Consider the following 14734-nt stretch of genomic DNA (forward strand, 5'->3'; position numbering starts at 1 on the left):
CAAGCCCAGGGAGCCACCGATGATCGATCGCCGCAACGCATTGAAACTGGCGCTCGGCAGCGCCGCCATGCTCGCGGCGCCGGCGGTGCGCGCGCAAGACGCCAAGCCGCGCACGCGCATCGTGTTTCTCGGCACCAAGGGCGGGCCGCGGGTCGGCACCGGCGCCTCCAATCCGGCCAATCTCGTCGTCGTTGGCGATACCCCATTCGTGATCGACTGTGGCATGGGCGTCAGCCGTCAGCTGGTGCGCGCCGGCGTGCCGATCCCGTCGGTGAAATACATCTTCATCGGCCATCACCATTCCGATCACAACCTCGAATACGGCAATCTGTTCTACAACGCCTGGGCCGCCGGCCTGAAAACGCCGATCCATTCGTTCGGCCCCAAGGGCATCGAGGCGATGACCAGAGCGTATTGGGAGCTCAACAAGTTCGACGTCGAGACCCGGATCGAGGACGAAGGCCGCCCCGACCCGCGCCCGCTCTTGATCGCGAAGGACATCGCCGATGACGGCGTGGTGCTGAAGACATCCGATGTCACCGTCACCGCCTTCCGCACACCGCATCCGCCGATCGTCGACAACTTCGCCTACAAGTTCGAGACGCCGGACGGCGTCATCGTGTTCTCCAGCGACACTGCCTACAACCCAAAACTCGCCGAGTTTGCCAAAGGCGCCGACGTGCTGGTGCACGAATGCCTCTACGTCCCCGCGGTCGATCGCCTGGTGGCGACCACCAAGAACGGCGCGGCGCTGAAGAAGCATCTGCTCGACAGCCACACCTCGACCGAAGACGTCGGCCGCATCGCCGTCGCCGCCAACGTGAAGATGCTGGTGATGAGCCATTTCGTGCCCGGCGACGATCCGCAGGTCACCGACGATGATTGGACCAGGGACGTGAAGAAAAATTTCTCCGGCCGGATCGTGGTGGCGAAGGACCTGATGGAGCTCAGGCTGCCGGTGTGAGGCGGCGGCCGGCTGTATCCCATCCACAACTGTCATCGCCCGGCCCGACCGGGCGATCCAGTACGCCGCGGCCTGTCGGCCTAACAATGACTGCCTCTGGAATACTGGATCACCCGCATGCGCGGGTGATGACACCGGTTATTTGGCGAGCAATGCGAAACCTAACTCACCGTCGTCCCTGCATGCGCGCGACCGGCGCTCGACCGCAACCTTAATTCATCGGCCCGGCAGGGTGGTGCGGCGTGCGCCGGCGCGGCTTCGCAGCCGGCGCGGGCTCCGGGGTCGTGTCCCTGATCGCACCGATCCGCCGCAGCGCAGCGTCGGCGGCGCGTTCGCCGCTTTCCCAGGCGCCGTCGACAGTGCCCCACAGCGTCTCATGCGTGGCTTCGCCGGCGAGATAGACGCAGCCGATCGGCTCGCTCAGGATTTTTCGCGATTGCTGCGCGCCGGGTACGGCGGCGGACATCGCGCCGAGGATGAAGGGCGAGGCGTTCCAGCGCGTGACGCTGGTCTTCTTCACCGCCGCGCCGGCCTCGCTGCCATAGAGCTTGGTCAGCCATTCCACCGCGAACGCCGTCATCGCCTTCTCGCCCTGTGCGGAGAGATCGCGCCCGAACGAGCCGCCGATGTCGATCGTGCACAGGGAGGAGCCGCCGATATTGCCGTAGAGCAGCGCCGTCTTCGTCGAATTGCTCTGTTCCACGATGACGTCGTCGCGCGACAGGCCGAGTGGATTGCCGGGGAGCTGCAGCGCGATGCGGTCATAGCTGCCGAGGCTCAGCTTCGCGGCGGCATCGAGCGCGCGCTTCGGCAGCTCGGGCGCGAATTTGATGTTGCCGCTGGTGAGCACGTTGCTCGATACGGTGATGATGGCGGCGCGCGCGGTGATCTTGCCCGAGGGCGTCTCGACCATCACGTCGCGGTTGCTCCACGAAATGCGCTGCGCCGGCGTCGACAGCGACAGCGGCAGCTGCTCGCCGAGCTTTGCGACCAGCGCACCGAGCCCCTGCCGGCACCCGATCGCCGTGTTGCGGTCCTGCGCGCGCACCTTGTCGACGGCGGAGACGTCCTTCAGGTCCTTGCCGCTGAAGCCGGCGCCGAGCAGGAATTCCGCGGTGCCGGTCCAGTCGCCGAGGTCCTTCGGCAGCGCCGCGGCGCAGGCGATATCGGCCTTGCGCGAGGCGTCGTCGATGGCGCGGTTGGTGCGCACCAGCGCCGCCAGAAATTCCTCGGTCTCGCCCGGACGGGCGTAGCGCCGGCCGATGCGGATCTTCTGGCCCGCCGGCGCGGTGACGATCTCGAGGCCGGCCGCGCGGGCGAGGCGGATCATCGGATTGGTCTCGGGATTGTGCATCCAGCGCGCGCCGCGATCGAACGGCACGCCGAAGCTCGACGCATCGGTCTGGCAGCGCCCGCCGATCTGGCCGGACGCCTCCACCACAATCACCTTGCGATTGGCCGCAGCGATCCGCCGCGCGGCGGCAATGCCGGCGGCGCCGGCGCCGATCACGACAATGTCGGCCTCGCGCGGCACTGGCGCAGCAACGACCCGGCCGCCCAGCGCAGGCACCAGCGCGAGGCCTGCGGACGCCGACAGGAAATCGCGGCGGGTCATGGGCATGGTGTTTTTTCTGGCATGGTTTCCGGGGACTTCCAGCGAATGAGAACGCTTCGCGAACTGTGCCGCATCTCACCGACCGCAGCAACCATCAGGGTAAATCAATCATGATTGATCGGCACCATGCATGAACTAAATTGCAACGGCTTGCGGCGACTATTAGGTGAAGACAAGCGGTCGTAGAACCGCTCGGGGGGAATTAATGGGCGTAATGCTCGACACTGTCGGCCAATGGATCGCTGGGTACCTGCAGAAGGAGGTGCCCGGCTACGAACCGTTCACGCCGAGCGATCCGGACCATCTGCGCGACATCATCCAGCCGGGTGACGTCCTGCTGGTCGAGGGCAACAACCGCATCTCCGGCATCATCAAATATCTCACGCAGTCGACCTGGTCGCACGCCGCGCTGTTTGTCGGCCCGATCGACGGTGCATTCGAGCCCGACGGCGAGCAGCATGTGCTGATCGAGGCCAATATCGGCGAGGGCGTCACCTCGGCGCCGCTGTCGAAATATTTCGCTTACCACACAAGGCTCTGCCGTCCGGTCGGATTGTCGTTCGAGGACCGCACCACGGTGTGCCGCTACGCCATCAACCGCATCGGCTTCGGCTACGACACCAAGAACATCGTCGATCTCGCGCGCTATCTGTTTCCGCTGCCGATCCCGCAGCGCTTTCGCCGTCGCATGATCGCATTCGGCTCCGGCGATCCGACCAAGATCATCTGCTCGGCGCTGATCGCGCAGGCCTTCGACGCCGTGCGCTATCCGATCCTGCCCAAGATCACCCGCGCCGCCAGCCGCAAGGCGCGCCGCGAGATCCTGCACATCCGCGATTCCTCGCTCTACATGCCGCGCGATTTCGACATCTCGCCCTATTTCGAAATCGTCAAACCCACCATCGTACACGGATTCGACTACACAGCCCTGCACTGGGCCGACAAGCAGAAGCCGCTCCAGGAGGTGGCGGGCGAATTCAGTGTGTTTCCAGAGCGCAAGTCGCCGCCGCTCGTTCCTGAAGCGGCTGACGAAGCGGCGCCGCTTCCGGCTGCTACGGAAATGACGGCCGCGGAGCCGACGCAAGCGTAGTTGCGTGCCGTAGCCGCGTAGCCCGGATGCAGCGAAGCGCAATCCGGGACAGACCATCCGCGGCGAGACACGCTTCGCTCCATCCGGGCTACGAGCGCGTTACGCCGCCTTCGCGTTTGCGCCGCGCGGCAGGCCGGCGCGGGCGAGGCCGCCATAGAGCGCCTCATTCGGCATCTCGGATTTGAGGATCTCGCGCACCGCGATCAGACGGTCGAGATCGATACCGGTCGGAAATCCCTTGCTCTCGCAGAGGAACACGAGGTCCTCGAACACGACATTGCCGGTCGCGCCGGGCGCGAACGGGCAGCCGCCGAGGCCGCCGAGCGAGCCGTCGAGCACGCGGGCACCCTCGTCGAGCGCAGCGGATGCATTGGCGATGCCCATGCCGCGGGTGTCGTGCAGGTGGACGCAGACCGGCTTCGATCCGGCGATCCTGACCGCGCCGCGTGTCAACTCGCCGACCTGCTTCGGCCCGGCATAGCCGACGGTGTCGGCGATCGCGACCATGTCGACGCCGGCCTCGTAGAGCTTTTCGGTCAGGCGCAGCACCTCGGCCGGATCGACCGCGCCGACGATCGAGCAGCCCAGCGCCATCGAGATCGCCGCATTGACGACCGGCTTGTGCGCGCTGGCGTCGCGCAGTTCGCAGAGCCGCCTGACGTTCTCGATCGCGGATTCGCGCGAGCGGTTGGCATTGGCCTGGCTGTGCTCCTCGGTCGCCGACACCACCGTGGCAATTTCGCCGACGCCGGAGGCCAGCGCCTCGTTGACGCCGCGCTCGTTCAGCGCCAGCGCGATGCCGTGCGCGCCGGGCAGCGCGGCAACCGTCGCGACGACGTCGCGCACATCGACGAATTGCGGAAAGGTTTTTGCCGGCAGGAACGAGCCTACCTCAAAGTGCCGGACGCCGGCGGCGTATTCATCGCGCACCCAGCGCTGCTTCGCGGATGTCGACGGAAAGGTCTTCACCAGCTGCAGGCCGTCGCGCAGGCCGACTTCGCGCAGGGTCACCTTGTCGTTGGGATAGATATCGTGGACGCGGGTCATGACAGCCTCACGCAGCGTTTCCGGTTGATGAGATCTTTTGTTGTGCGAGCTCGGCTCGGACGTCGTCGGTATCCGCGCCGAGCGCCGCGACCTTCAGGCCTTCGCCGATATGGCTGCCGTTCCATTCGACCGGCAGCGCCGGGACGCGGAACGGCTTGCCGTCGGCGTTCACATTGTTGACGAGGCCGCCGGGGCGCAGCACATGCGGGTCGTGCAGCAAATCCTCCGGACGGTTGATCGGCGAGAAGCAGATGTTGAGCGCGTCGAGCTTCGCCGAAAGGTCCGCCACCTTCCAGCCCTTGATCACCTCGGCGACGCGCGGAATGATCCGGTCGCGCGCCATGATGCGATCCGTGGTGGTGCGCAGCGCCGGATCGTCGGCAAATTCATGCAGGCCGAACTCGCGGCAAAAGCTCTGCCAATGGCCTTCGGTGACGACGCCGATGAAGATGCGGTCGCCACCGGCGGCATCGAAGATGTCGTAGATCGGCCAGGCGTGCTCGCGCTCCGGCATCGAGCGCGGCTTGCGGCCGGTCATCTCGTACTCGACCATGTGCTGGGCGACCAGGAACAGGCAGTTCTCGAACAGGCCGATGCGGATATCGGCACCGCTCTTGTTGCCGCCACGCTTCTGATAGAGCGCGGCGAGGATTGCGATCACGCCGAACATGCCGCCCATGATGTCGTTGGCGGAGGAGCCGACGCGCTGCGGCTTGTCGCGGGTGCCGGTCATCGCGGCGAGCCCGGACATCATCTGCACGACCTCGTCCAGCGCCGGGCGATGCTCATAGGGGCCGGACAGAAAGCCCTTGTGGCCTGCCACGATCAGCTGCGGGTATTTCTTGCGCAGCTCCTCGGGCCCGAGACCTTGCTTGTCGAGCTGGCCATCACGAAAGTTTTCCAGGAACACGTCGGCGCTGGCGAGCAGCCGATGCATGGTCTCGCGATCTTCAGTCTTGGCGAAGTCGAGCACGACGCTGCGCTTGCCGCGGTTGAACAGCGGGAAGAACGAGACGCCCATGCCGCCGAGCGAGCGGGTCTTGTCGCCGGCGGGCGGCTCGACCTTGATCACCTCGGCGCCAAGTTGCGCCAGGATCATGCCGCAGGTCGGCCCCATCACCATGTGGGTCATCTCGATGACCCTTACGCCTTCCAGCGGCAGTCCGCTGCCCGTCATCGGTTGCTCCGTGCTCATTGCGCGCTTGTTCGGTATCAGCTGAGGCTAGGCTTCCGCACGCTATCTGAAAAATATAATCTGTCGAATAGTGTATTCGTGGTTCTAGAACGCTGGATTTTCATGGATTCGCGCCAGCTTCGCTATTTCATCGCGGTTTACGAGCAGCGCAACCTGTCGCGGGCGGCGGACCAGGCCAATGTCGCGCAATCCGCGCTGAGCCATCATATCGCGAATCTCGAGGCGGAATTTGCAACGCCGCTATTCGAGCGCAAGCCGCGCGGCATGGAACCGACCGCGGCCGGTGAGCGGCTCTATGAGCACGCCCGCATCATCCTGCGCGCGATGGCGGCGGCCGAGCGCGAGATCAAGGAAGGCGGCAGCGTCATTGCCGGCGACATCTCGATCGGCATGGCCAATTCCGGGATGAAGGCGATCGGTGTGCCGTTGATGCGCACCGTGCTGACCAAGCATCCGAACGTAAAATTGTCGCTGACCGAAAGCCTGTCCGGCGCGACGCTGCTGCATCTCATGCGGTCCGAGATCGATCTCGCGCTGGTCTACAATCCGCCGGCGGAGAAGGACCTGATCGCCGAGCCGGTGCTGGAGGAGCAGATGTTCTGCGTCGGCACCGAGAAGCTGATCGGCAAGAGCAAGGCGCCGATCAGCTTCGAGGAGGTGACGCGGCTGCCGCTGATTCTGTTGCTCTACGGCTTGTCGTCGCGGGCGCTGCTGGACGATCCGGTGCTGCTGAAGCGGCTGGAGGCCAACGCGATCATGCGCCTCAACTCGATCACCGGCATGATCGGCGCGTTGACCGACGGCCTCGGCTGCACCATCGCGACCGACCTGTTCGTGAAGGAACAGTTGAAGGCGAAGACCTTGGTGGCGCGCGAGGTGATCGAACCGACGCTGGCCCGCACGCTCTATCTCTGCCGCCTGCGCAACCGCCCGATGACCTATGTGATGGAGGAGATGTGCCGGCTGATCCGCGCCCTGGTCGCCGAGCAGGTCGGCCGTGGCTTCTGGCAGGCGACATTGCTGATCTGACCTGCGTTGGGACTACCGATATCGAAAATCTCGAACGATTCCTTCGATATGTTCGTCTGGATTTCTGGCTCCCCGCCGCCCAAACATGGGCCACCGGCACGCCTTCGCAAGAAAGGCGGCCAGCGGAACATTCCGGGAGGACCAGCATGAGCGCCGTCGACGCCGGCTCAGTGATCGACCATGCCAGCACCGCCAGCGGCCCCGACGAGGTCTCGCGGCGGCTCGAGGCGCTGCCGGCCTCAGCCTATGTCTGGCGGCTCGTCATCCTGCTCTCGCTCGGCGGCTGCTTCGAGATCTACGACCTGTTCTTCACCGGCTACATCGCCCCGGGCCTCGCCCGCAGCGGGCTGATGACCACGACGACGCAGGCCTTCTTCGGCTTCTCCGGCATCGGCGCCTTCGTCGCCGCGACCTTCGCCGGCCTGTTCATCGGCACCTTTTGCCTCGGCTTCCTCGCCGATCGTTTCGGGCGCAAGGCGATCTTCACCTATTCGTTGCTGTTCTACAGCGCGGCGTCGGTCATCATGGCGTGCCAGACGACGCCGGGCGGCCTGCTGCTGTGGCGTTTCATCGCCGGGATCGGGATCGGTATCGAGGTCGTCACCATCGACACCTATATCACCGAGCTGGTGCCGAGCCGGATCCGCGGCCGGGCGTTTGCGATCAACCAGGCGGTGATGCTGTCGGCGGTGCCGATCGTCGCTGCCTTGTCGTGGTGGCTGGTGCCCCTGTCGCCGTACGGCGTCGACGGCTGGCGCTGGGTGGTGCTGATCGGCGCCACCGCGAGCATGGTGATCTGGGTGCTGCGGCTCTACGTGCCGGAAAGTCCGCTGTGGCTGGCCCGCCAGGGCCGCGCCCGCGAGGCCGACCGGATCATGCGGACGCTCGAGGACGCGGCGGGCGTGGCTGCGGCGCCACCGGCCGCAGCGGTAGCGGCTGCGCCGGCGCGGGCGGCGACCAGATCGCCCGGCTATGCCGAGCTGTTCCGGCCGCCTTATGCCTCGCTGGTCGTGCTGTTCATGATCTTCAATCTGTGCCAGGCGTTCGGCGTCTACGGCTTCGCCAACTGGGTTCCGGCGCTCCTGGTCGAGAAGGGCATCAACGTCACCAAGAGCCTGCAATACTCCTTCATCATCGCCTTCGCCTATCCGCTCGCGCCGCTGCTGGCCTCGACCTTCGCCGACCGCTTCGAGCGCAAATGGATCATCTGCGGCGCGGCCGCGGCGATCGCGGTGTTCGGCATGGCGTTCTCCCAGTTCACCGCGCCGGCGCTGCTGATCGCCAGCGGCGTGCTGGTGACCGGCGCCAACATGACGCTGTCCTACGCCTATCACGCCTACCAGACCGAGGTGTTCCCGACCGCGATCCGGGCCCGCGCGGCCGGCCTCGTCTATTCGATGAGCCGGCTCAGCGCCACCTTCTCCGGCTTCATCGTCGCCTTCATGCTGAAGGAAGCCGGCGTCGGCGGCGTGTTCGGCCTGATCACCGCGGCGATGGTCATCGTGATCGTCGCGATCGGCATCTGGGGACCGCTGGTTCGCGGCAAACCGCTCGACGCCTAAAGCGTTTTCGAGCGAAGTGGACGCCGGTTCGCGTGAAGAAAACGCGTCAAAGTAAGAATCTAGCGCTTCGGCTCAGATTGGCCCGCGACGAAAGCGGCCCTTGCCGAAGCCATATTGGGTGTCTACCTCTCGCGAGAACTTTTTGCGGAGGTAACCCGATCATGTTGGACGCCGCCGTCAAGGCGTTGACGCAAATCCTGTCGCCGCCGCTGCGCTCGATCCTGTGGCGCTCGATCGGGCTCGCGCTGGTGCTGATCACCGTGCTGGCGATCGGATTGCAGCGGCTGCTGAGCTGGTTTGCCGACTACGGCGAAGTCTGGGCCGAAGGCATGCTCGGCCCCAACTTCCACTCCACGCTGCACGTGCTGTCCTGGATCATCTCGATCGCGGCCGGCCTCGGCGTCGTGCTCGGCGGCATCTTTCTGATGCCCGCGATCACCTCGCTGATCGCGAGCCTGTTCGTCGACGACGTCGCCGACCATGTCGAGCGCGAGCACTATCCGGCCGAGCGGCCCGGCGTTGCGCTGCCGGTCACGGTGGCGACGATCGAGGGCGTCAAGACGGCGCTGCTGACGCTGCTGGTGTACCTGGTCGCCCTGCCCTTCGTGCTGTTCGCCGGCGCCGGCTTCATCATCTTCTTCCTCGCCACCGCCTGGCTGCTCGGCCGCGAATATTTCGAGCTCGCGGCGATGCGGTTCCGCTCGCCGGCGGACGCCAAGGCGATGCGAAAGGACAACGCGGCGACGGTGTTCACCGCCGGCCTGTTCATCGCGGCGTTCGTCTCGATACCGATCGTCAATCTGGCGACGCCGGTGTTCGCCATGGCCTTCATGGTCCACATGCACAAGCGGCTCTCGGGCCCGCGGCCGGAGCTGCTGGAGCCTGCGCGGCGTCAGGAAATCTCGATGCGATAGCTCGCCCTCTCAAGTCGCGGCCGCGCCGCGCTTCCGGAACAGATTTTTCACGAAGTTGAGCGGCACCGGCGTCAGCGGACCTTGCGGCGCGCGCGTGATCAGCGCCACCAGGCAAAGCGCCAGCATCGCGAACCAGAAGCACAGCCAGAAGCCGTCGATGTAGGCCAGCGTGTTCGCCTCGCGCTGCACTCGCGCAGCCAGCGTTCCCATGGCTCGCCCCATCGCCGCTCCGGCGCCGTTCGCGGAAAAGTCTTCCGCCATCCGCTGCAGCAGGCGCAGAACGTCGGAATCGCCATGCTGGACATACTGGCCGAGATAGTTGGAATGGATCTGCTCGCGGACCCGCAGCCAGGTTCCCATCAACGCGATGCCGATCTCGGCGCCGCCGAGCCGGCTGATCTGGATATAGGCCGCGAACGCGGTTGCGCGCGACGGGTCGGAGTTGGACAGCGCCATGATGATGATCGGCAGCAGCGTGAACGCCTGCCCGACCGACATCAGCAGCACGATGCCGACAAAGTCCTCCCGCGCCCAGACATGGGTGAGCAGCGTGCCCCAGAGGTTGGCGGCCGCGAAAGCCGAGAAGCCGAGCACGACGACGATGCGCGGATCGAGGTGGCGAAGCAGAAAGATCGAGATCGGCACCAGCACGAACATCGGCAGCGCGCCATAGGTCAGCAGCAGCACGCCGGATTGTTCCGGCCGCAGCGCGGCGATGGTGCCGAGGAAATTCGGTACCAGCGACGAGTTCGACAGGCTGGTCAGCGTGTACAGCAGGATCACGATCAGCGAGAGCCCGATATTGCGCGAGAACAGCACGTTGAAGTGCGCCCAAGGCTGCCGCACCAAGGTCTCGTTGATCATGAAGGCGACGATCAACAACCCGCCGCCGATCAACAGCGCCATCACCGTGCCCGATGCCAGCCAGTCGAGCCGGTTGCCCTGGTCGAGACCGGCATAGACCATCGAGACGCCGGCGCCGAGCAGCAGCATGCCGCCCCAATCGGCGTGGCGCAGCAGGTCGCGGTTCACCGGCTCGTTCGGGGTGCCGAGATAGACCATCAGGCCCATCAGCGGCGCGATCAGCGCGCCCTGCCAGTACAGCCAGGGCCAGCCGAGATGCTCGACATAGAGGCCGACCAGCGAGCTCGACGAATCCAGCGCAAAGCCGACCCGGATCGAATAGATCGAGATCGCCGGCAGCCACCAGCGGATCGGCAGATTGCGCAGGATGATCATCAGCGTCGCCGGCACGAAGGTGCCGAGCAGCATGCCGTGGACGATGCTGAGCGCGATCAGCGTGGTGTAGTCGTGCACGAACGGAATCACGAACGACACCACGGCGTAGATCAGGCTCGGGATCCCGAGCACGCGGCGCAGTCCGAACACGGTGGCAAGCCAGGCCACCGCGGGCGCGACGAAGATTTGCGAGCCGATGGCGGCGGTCGAGAGCCAGGCGCCCTCGTCGAAGCCGAGCGAGAACGCGCCGCGCAGGTCGGGCAGGCCGACCGTGGTCAGGCGGCTGTCGAAATTGGCCAGGAAGGCGCCGAGCAGCACGGCGCCGACCGCGAACAACGGATAGCGCGCGACGCCGCCCTGCGAGACCGGGCCGCTGCGGCGGTCGTCACTTTCCGCCATTGGCGACCGCCTCGCCGGTGTTGATGCGGGTGACGACGGACATCCCCGGCAGCAGGCGTTCAAGCAACGGCTGGCCCTTGTCGAACTGGATGCGCACCGGGATGCGCTGCACCACCTTGGTGAAATTGCCGGTGGCGTTGTCGGGCGGCAGCAGCGCGAATTGCGAGCCGCTGGCCGGCGCGATGCGCTCGACGGTACCGCGCAGCTTCTGGCCGGAGAATGTATCCACGGTCACCTCCACCGGCTGGCCCGGCCTGACGTTGGTCAGCTGGGTTTCCTTGTAGTTGGCGATCACATAGACGTTCGGCAGCGGCACCACGTTGACCAGATTGGTGCCGATGTTGACATAGTCGCCCGGCTGCACCTGCCGCTCGCCGGTGACGCCGTCGAACGGCGCAACGATCCTGGTATATCCAAGCTTGAGCTTGGCCTGCGCGAGCTGAGCCTTGGCGCCGTCGAGATCGGCCGCACGCTGCTTCTTGGTGCCCTGCAAAACCTCGAGCTGGTGGCGTTGTGCGGCGACCACCGCGCGGCTCGCGCGCACGTCGGCCTGCGCCTTGGCGTAGGCCGCAGTCGCCTGCTCGAGCCGCTGCCGCGTGCCTGCATCGGTTTGCGACAGCGATTGCTGACGCTCGTCCTCCTGACGCGCAAGTGTCTCTTGCGCCTCGGCTGATAACCGCGAGGCTTCAGCCTGCGCGATCGTCGCATATTGCAGCTCGACCTGGTTATTGAGGTTGTCGAGCACGGCCTGTGCGCCGACGACGCCGGCCTCGGCCTGCGCGACCTGCGCCTGGTAGTCGGCAGGATCGATCTGCACCAGGAGATCGCCGGCCTTGACGCGCTGAAAATCGGAGACGGCGACGTTGAGCACTTCGCCGGACACGCGGCTCGCGAGCTGCGTCAGCTCGGCCCGCACATAGGCGTCGTTAGTGGTCTGGATGGTGGCGCTGCCGACCCAGGCATCCCAACGCGTGGTCGCCACCGCAACGAAGCCGAGCGCAACGATCACGGCAAACAGCGGAATGGCGACGCGGCCAAAAATGCTGCTTGGCGCGGCCTGCGGCGTAGCCGGCGCCGACGGAGCAGATGCCGCTGCGCCAGCGGGTGGCGGACTGTTTTGAACCTGCTCTGTCACAAATCTTTCCTCACGCTACGAACCGCCCGGCGAGGCATACCGGCATATGATGACGATCATGCCTTAGACCGTCTTCTCCGGCCACCGGCATAGATCATTGATCAGGCATACCTCGCAACGCGGACCGCGCGCGAGGCACGTATAGCGGCCATGCAGGATCAGCCAATGATGCGCGTGCAGCATGAACTCCGTGGGGATCACCTTCTCCAGTCCGAGCTCGACCTCGAGCGGCGTCTTGCCGGGTGCTAGTCCGGTGCGGTTGCCGACGCGAAACACATGGGTGTCGACCGCCATCGTGTGCTCGCCGAACGCCATGTTGAGCACGACATTCGCGGTCTTGCGCCCGGCACCGGGCAATGACTCGATCTCAGCGCGGGTGCGCGGCACCTCACCGCCGAATTCGGCGATCAGCTTCTCGGAGAGCGCGATGACGTTCTTGGCCTTGTTGCGATAGAGGCCAATGGTCTTGATGTATTCGCGCACGCTGTCTTCGCCGAGCGCGATCATCTTCTCCGGCGTATCGGCAACCGCGAACAGCGCGCGCGTCGCCTTGTTGACGCCGGCATCGGTCGCCTGTGCCGACAGCACCACCGCGACCAGCAGCGTGTAGGGGTTGAGATGCTCGAGCTCGCCCTTGGGCTCGGGATTGGCTTTGCGGAACCGGCTGAAGACCTCATAGATCTCCTCCGCGGTCCACGGCCTCGGCTTGACTGCTTTCTTGACCGCCTTCTTTGCCGCAGGTTTGGGCAGCGGCCTTGCCGCTTTTGCCGGTTTCTTCTTGGACGCAGACCGAACGCTTGATGTTCTGGCGCGTTGAGAGCGGATGATTTTGGCCATGAACGGGATATACTGATACGTCATGACCGCAGGCAACGACTTTCCCGGGCAAGACCTTGAGGCGAGCGGCTCGCCGAAGCGGCGAGCACCTCAGGATGACGGGTCAATAGTCCGAGTCGCTTGCGCTTACGCCGCCAAATCCACCTTCGACGCCACGGTGGAATCGGCGTTGAGGCGGTAGATCACCGGCGCGCCGGTGGCGAGCTCGCGCTTGAGGATCTGCTCCGGCGAAAGCTTTTCCAGCACCATGATCAGCGCGCGCAGCGAATTGCCGTGGGCGGAGATCAGCGTGCGCTGCCCGCGCAGCACGCCGGGCAGGATTTCCTGCACGTAATAGGGCAGCGTGCGCGCCAGCGTGTCCTTCAGGCTTTCGCCGCCGGGCGGCGGCACGTCATAGGAACGGCGCCAGATCAGCACCTGGTCCTCGCCCCACTTCTTGCGGGCATCATCCTTGTTGAGGCCGGAGAGGTCGCCGTAGTCGCGTTCGTTGAGCGCGAGATTGTTCGTGGTCGGCAATCCGGTCTGGCCGATCTCGGCGAGCATCAGCTTCAGCGTATGCTGGGCACGCGTGAGGACGGAGGTGAAGGCGACGTCGAACGTCAGGCCCTGCGCCTTCAGCTTGCGCCCGGCGTCTTTCGCCTCGGCGATGCCCTGCTCGGTCAGATCCGGGTCTTTCCACCCGGTGAACAGGTTCTTCAGATTCCAATCGCTCTGACCGTGACGGACGAGCACAAGAAGTCGATCGCTCATTTCAGGATTCCGTTTCGTTTAGGCTGGATTAGATTTCGGTCGAGCGCTTAGCTCTATGCTTGAGCATGATCTGTTCGGAAAACTGCTTCGCACTTTTCCGGATCATGCTTGGTCGCTCAGCCCGAGCACATCGGCCATCGAATACATGCCGGGCTTCTTGCCGTGCGCCCACAGCGCCGCCTTCAGCGCGCCCTGCGCGAACAGAGTGCGGTCCTCGGCGTGATGCGACAGCGTCAGACGCTCGTAGGGGCCGGCAAAGATCACGCTGTGATCGCCCGCCGCGGTGCCGCCGCGCAGCGAGGCAAAGCCGATGTCGCCGGGACGGCGAGCGCCGGTCAGACCGTCGCGGCCGCGCGCCGAATGTTGCGACAGGGAGATATTGCGCCCCGCCGCAGCGGCTTCGCCCAGCATCAGCGCGGTGCCCGACGGCGCGTCGATCTTGGACTTGTGGTGCATCTCCAGAATCTCGATGTCAAAACTCTGGTCGAGCGACTGCGCGACGCGCTTGACCAGCGCGGCGAGCAGATTGACGCCGAGGCTCATATTGCCCGACTTCACCACGATGGCGCGATCGGTGACGCTCCGGATCACCGCGTCGTCCGACGGCGACATGCCGGTGGTGCCGATGATATGGACGAGGCCGCGCTGGGCCGCGATCGCGACATTGGCGATGCTGGCGGCAGGCACGGTGAAATCCAGGATGCCGTCGGCATTGGCCGACATGGTCCACAGATCGGCCGACAGCGCGACACCGTTGGCCGGCAGGCCGGCGAGCACGCCGGCGTCCTTGCCGAGCAGATCGGAGCCCGGCGCTTCCAGCGCGCCGACCAGCTCCGCCCCCGGAGTTTCCGAGATTACCCGCGTCAGCGTGCGGCCCATCCGGCCGCCGGCTCCCGCAACAATCAGACGCATGTCAGCCATGGCTCATCTCTCGGCTCACCTCTCCCCGCCCTATAGC

General features: G+C 65.5%; 13 protein-coding genes. 5 read left to right on the plus strand and 8 right to left on the minus strand.

What is annotated here, in order from left to right; translation table 11 throughout:
* Positions 1 to 19 precede the first annotated feature (19 nt).
* A complete protein-coding gene (locus tag XH93_RS00680) occupies positions 20 to 964 on the plus strand; it encodes an MBL fold metallo-hydrolase (RefSeq protein ID WP_194472002.1) in 945 nt (314 codons plus the stop codon).
* 211 nt (positions 965 to 1175) lie between these two features.
* Here the strand turns inward: XH93_RS00680 and XH93_RS00685 are convergent, their stop codons facing one another.
* Entirely contained in the window at positions 1176 to 2585 is a 1410-nt protein-coding gene (locus XH93_RS00685) for an NAD(P)/FAD-dependent oxidoreductase (protein WP_194472003.1), read from the minus strand.
* A gap of 199 nt (positions 2586 to 2784) precedes the next feature.
* On the opposite strand from XH93_RS00685, the gene XH93_RS00690 reads away from it, so the two are divergent.
* On the plus strand, positions 2785 to 3669 hold the full coding sequence (locus XH93_RS00690) for a YiiX/YebB-like N1pC/P60 family cysteine hydrolase (RefSeq protein WP_246799456.1): 885 nt from the start codon (positions 2785 to 2787) through the stop codon (positions 3667 to 3669).
* A gap of 99 nt (positions 3670 to 3768) precedes the next feature.
* Here XH93_RS00690 and XH93_RS00695 read toward each other — a convergent pair whose 3' ends face one another.
* Positions 3769 to 4716, minus strand: coding sequence for a hydroxymethylglutaryl-CoA lyase (locus tag XH93_RS00695; protein WP_194472004.1), 948 nt, complete (start codon positions 4714 to 4716; stop codon positions 3769 to 3771).
* A 7-nt stretch (positions 4717 to 4723) separates the two neighbouring features.
* The gene (locus XH93_RS00700) at positions 4724 to 5893 is read right to left on the minus strand and encodes a CaiB/BaiF CoA-transferase family protein (protein ID WP_194472005.1); all 1170 of its coding nucleotides are present in this window, start codon (positions 5891 to 5893) and stop codon (positions 4724 to 4726) included.
* 120 nt (positions 5894 to 6013) lie between these two features.
* Between XH93_RS00700 and XH93_RS00705 the strand changes: the two genes are divergently transcribed.
* The 3 genes from XH93_RS00705 to XH93_RS00715 all read left to right on the plus strand — a co-directional run bounded on the left by XH93_RS00705 (position 6014) and on the right by XH93_RS00715 (position 9416).
* Entirely contained in the window at positions 6014 to 6940 is a 927-nt protein-coding gene (locus tag XH93_RS00705) for a LysR family transcriptional regulator (protein ID WP_194472006.1), read from the plus strand.
* Between the two features lie 146 nt (positions 6941 to 7086).
* Complete coding sequence (locus tag XH93_RS00710) at positions 7087 to 8502, plus strand: MFS transporter (RefSeq protein ID WP_194472007.1); 1416 nt, start codon at positions 7087 to 7089, stop codon at positions 8500 to 8502.
* 161 nt (positions 8503 to 8663) lie between these two features.
* Positions 8664 to 9416 (plus strand): sulfate transporter family protein, encoded by a 753-nt coding sequence (locus tag XH93_RS00715; protein WP_139856942.1) that lies wholly within the window; start codon positions 8664 to 8666, stop codon positions 9414 to 9416.
* 9 nt (positions 9417 to 9425) lie between these two features.
* Here the strand turns inward: XH93_RS00715 and XH93_RS00720 are convergent, their stop codons facing one another.
* The 5 genes from XH93_RS00720 to dapB all read right to left on the minus strand — a co-directional run bounded on the left by XH93_RS00720 (position 9426) and on the right by dapB (position 14697).
* A complete protein-coding gene (locus XH93_RS00720) occupies positions 9426 to 11054 on the minus strand; it encodes an MFS transporter (protein WP_194472008.1) in 1629 nt (542 codons plus the stop codon).
* Positions 11041 to 12189: an HlyD family secretion protein gene (locus XH93_RS00725; RefSeq protein ID WP_246799457.1), complete on the minus strand. Its 1149-nt coding sequence runs from the start codon at positions 12187 to 12189 to the stop codon at positions 11041 to 11043. Before XH93_RS00725 ends, XH93_RS00720 begins: the two co-directional genes overlap by 14 nt.
* 63 nt (positions 12190 to 12252) lie before the next feature.
* Positions 12253 to 13026 (minus strand): endonuclease III, encoded by a 774-nt coding sequence (nth, locus tag XH93_RS00730; protein WP_194474949.1) that lies wholly within the window; start codon positions 13024 to 13026, stop codon positions 12253 to 12255.
* 126 nt (positions 13027 to 13152) lie between these two features.
* Entirely contained in the window at positions 13153 to 13776 is a 624-nt protein-coding gene (locus tag XH93_RS00735; RefSeq protein WP_139479625.1) for a 2,3-bisphosphoglycerate-dependent phosphoglycerate mutase, read from the minus strand.
* A gap of 102 nt (positions 13777 to 13878) precedes the next feature.
* Complete coding sequence (gene dapB / locus XH93_RS00740) at positions 13879 to 14697, minus strand: 4-hydroxy-tetrahydrodipicolinate reductase (RefSeq protein WP_194472009.1); 819 nt, start codon at positions 14695 to 14697, stop codon at positions 13879 to 13881.
* Positions 14698 to 14734 lie beyond the last annotated feature (37 nt).

Source organism: Bradyrhizobium sp. CCBAU 51753 (assembly GCF_015291565.1).
In the GTDB taxonomy this organism is placed as follows: Bacteria; Pseudomonadota; Alphaproteobacteria; order Rhizobiales; family Xanthobacteraceae; genus Bradyrhizobium; species Bradyrhizobium ivorense.

Coding starts and splice junctions, on each gene's coding strand:
- XH93_RS00680 (WP_194472002.1), top strand. CDS start 20: ATGATCGATCGCCGCAACGCATTGAAACTGGCGCTCGGCAGCGCCGCC.
- XH93_RS00685 (WP_194472003.1), bottom strand. CDS start 2,585: ATGCCCATGACCCGCCGCGATTTCCTGTCGGCGTCCGCAGGCCTCGCG.
- XH93_RS00690 (WP_246799456.1), top strand. CDS start 2,785: ATGGGCGTAATGCTCGACACTGTCGGCCAATGGATCGCTGGGTACCTG.
- XH93_RS00695 (WP_194472004.1), bottom strand. CDS start 4,716: ATGACCCGCGTCCACGATATCTATCCCAACGACAAGGTGACCCTGCGC.
- XH93_RS00700 (WP_194472005.1), bottom strand. CDS start 5,893: ATGACGGGCAGCGGACTGCCGCTGGAAGGCGTAAGGGTCATCGAGATG.
- XH93_RS00705 (WP_194472006.1), top strand. CDS start 6,014: ATGGATTCGCGCCAGCTTCGCTATTTCATCGCGGTTTACGAGCAGCGC.
- XH93_RS00710 (WP_194472007.1), top strand. CDS start 7,087: ATGAGCGCCGTCGACGCCGGCTCAGTGATCGACCATGCCAGCACCGCC.
- XH93_RS00715 (WP_139856942.1), top strand. CDS start 8,664: ATGTTGGACGCCGCCGTCAAGGCGTTGACGCAAATCCTGTCGCCGCCG.
- XH93_RS00720 (WP_194472008.1), bottom strand. CDS start 11,054: ATGGCGGAAAGTGACGACCGCCGCAGCGGCCCGGTCTCGCAGGGCGGC.
- nth (WP_194474949.1), bottom strand. CDS start 13,026: ATGGCCAAAATCATCCGCTCTCAACGCGCCAGAACATCAAGCGTTCGG.
- XH93_RS00735 (WP_139479625.1), bottom strand. CDS start 13,776: ATGAGCGATCGACTTCTTGTGCTCGTCCGTCACGGTCAGAGCGATTGG.
- dapB (WP_194472009.1), bottom strand. CDS start 14,697: ATGGCTGACATGCGTCTGATTGTTGCGGGAGCCGGCGGCCGGATGGGC.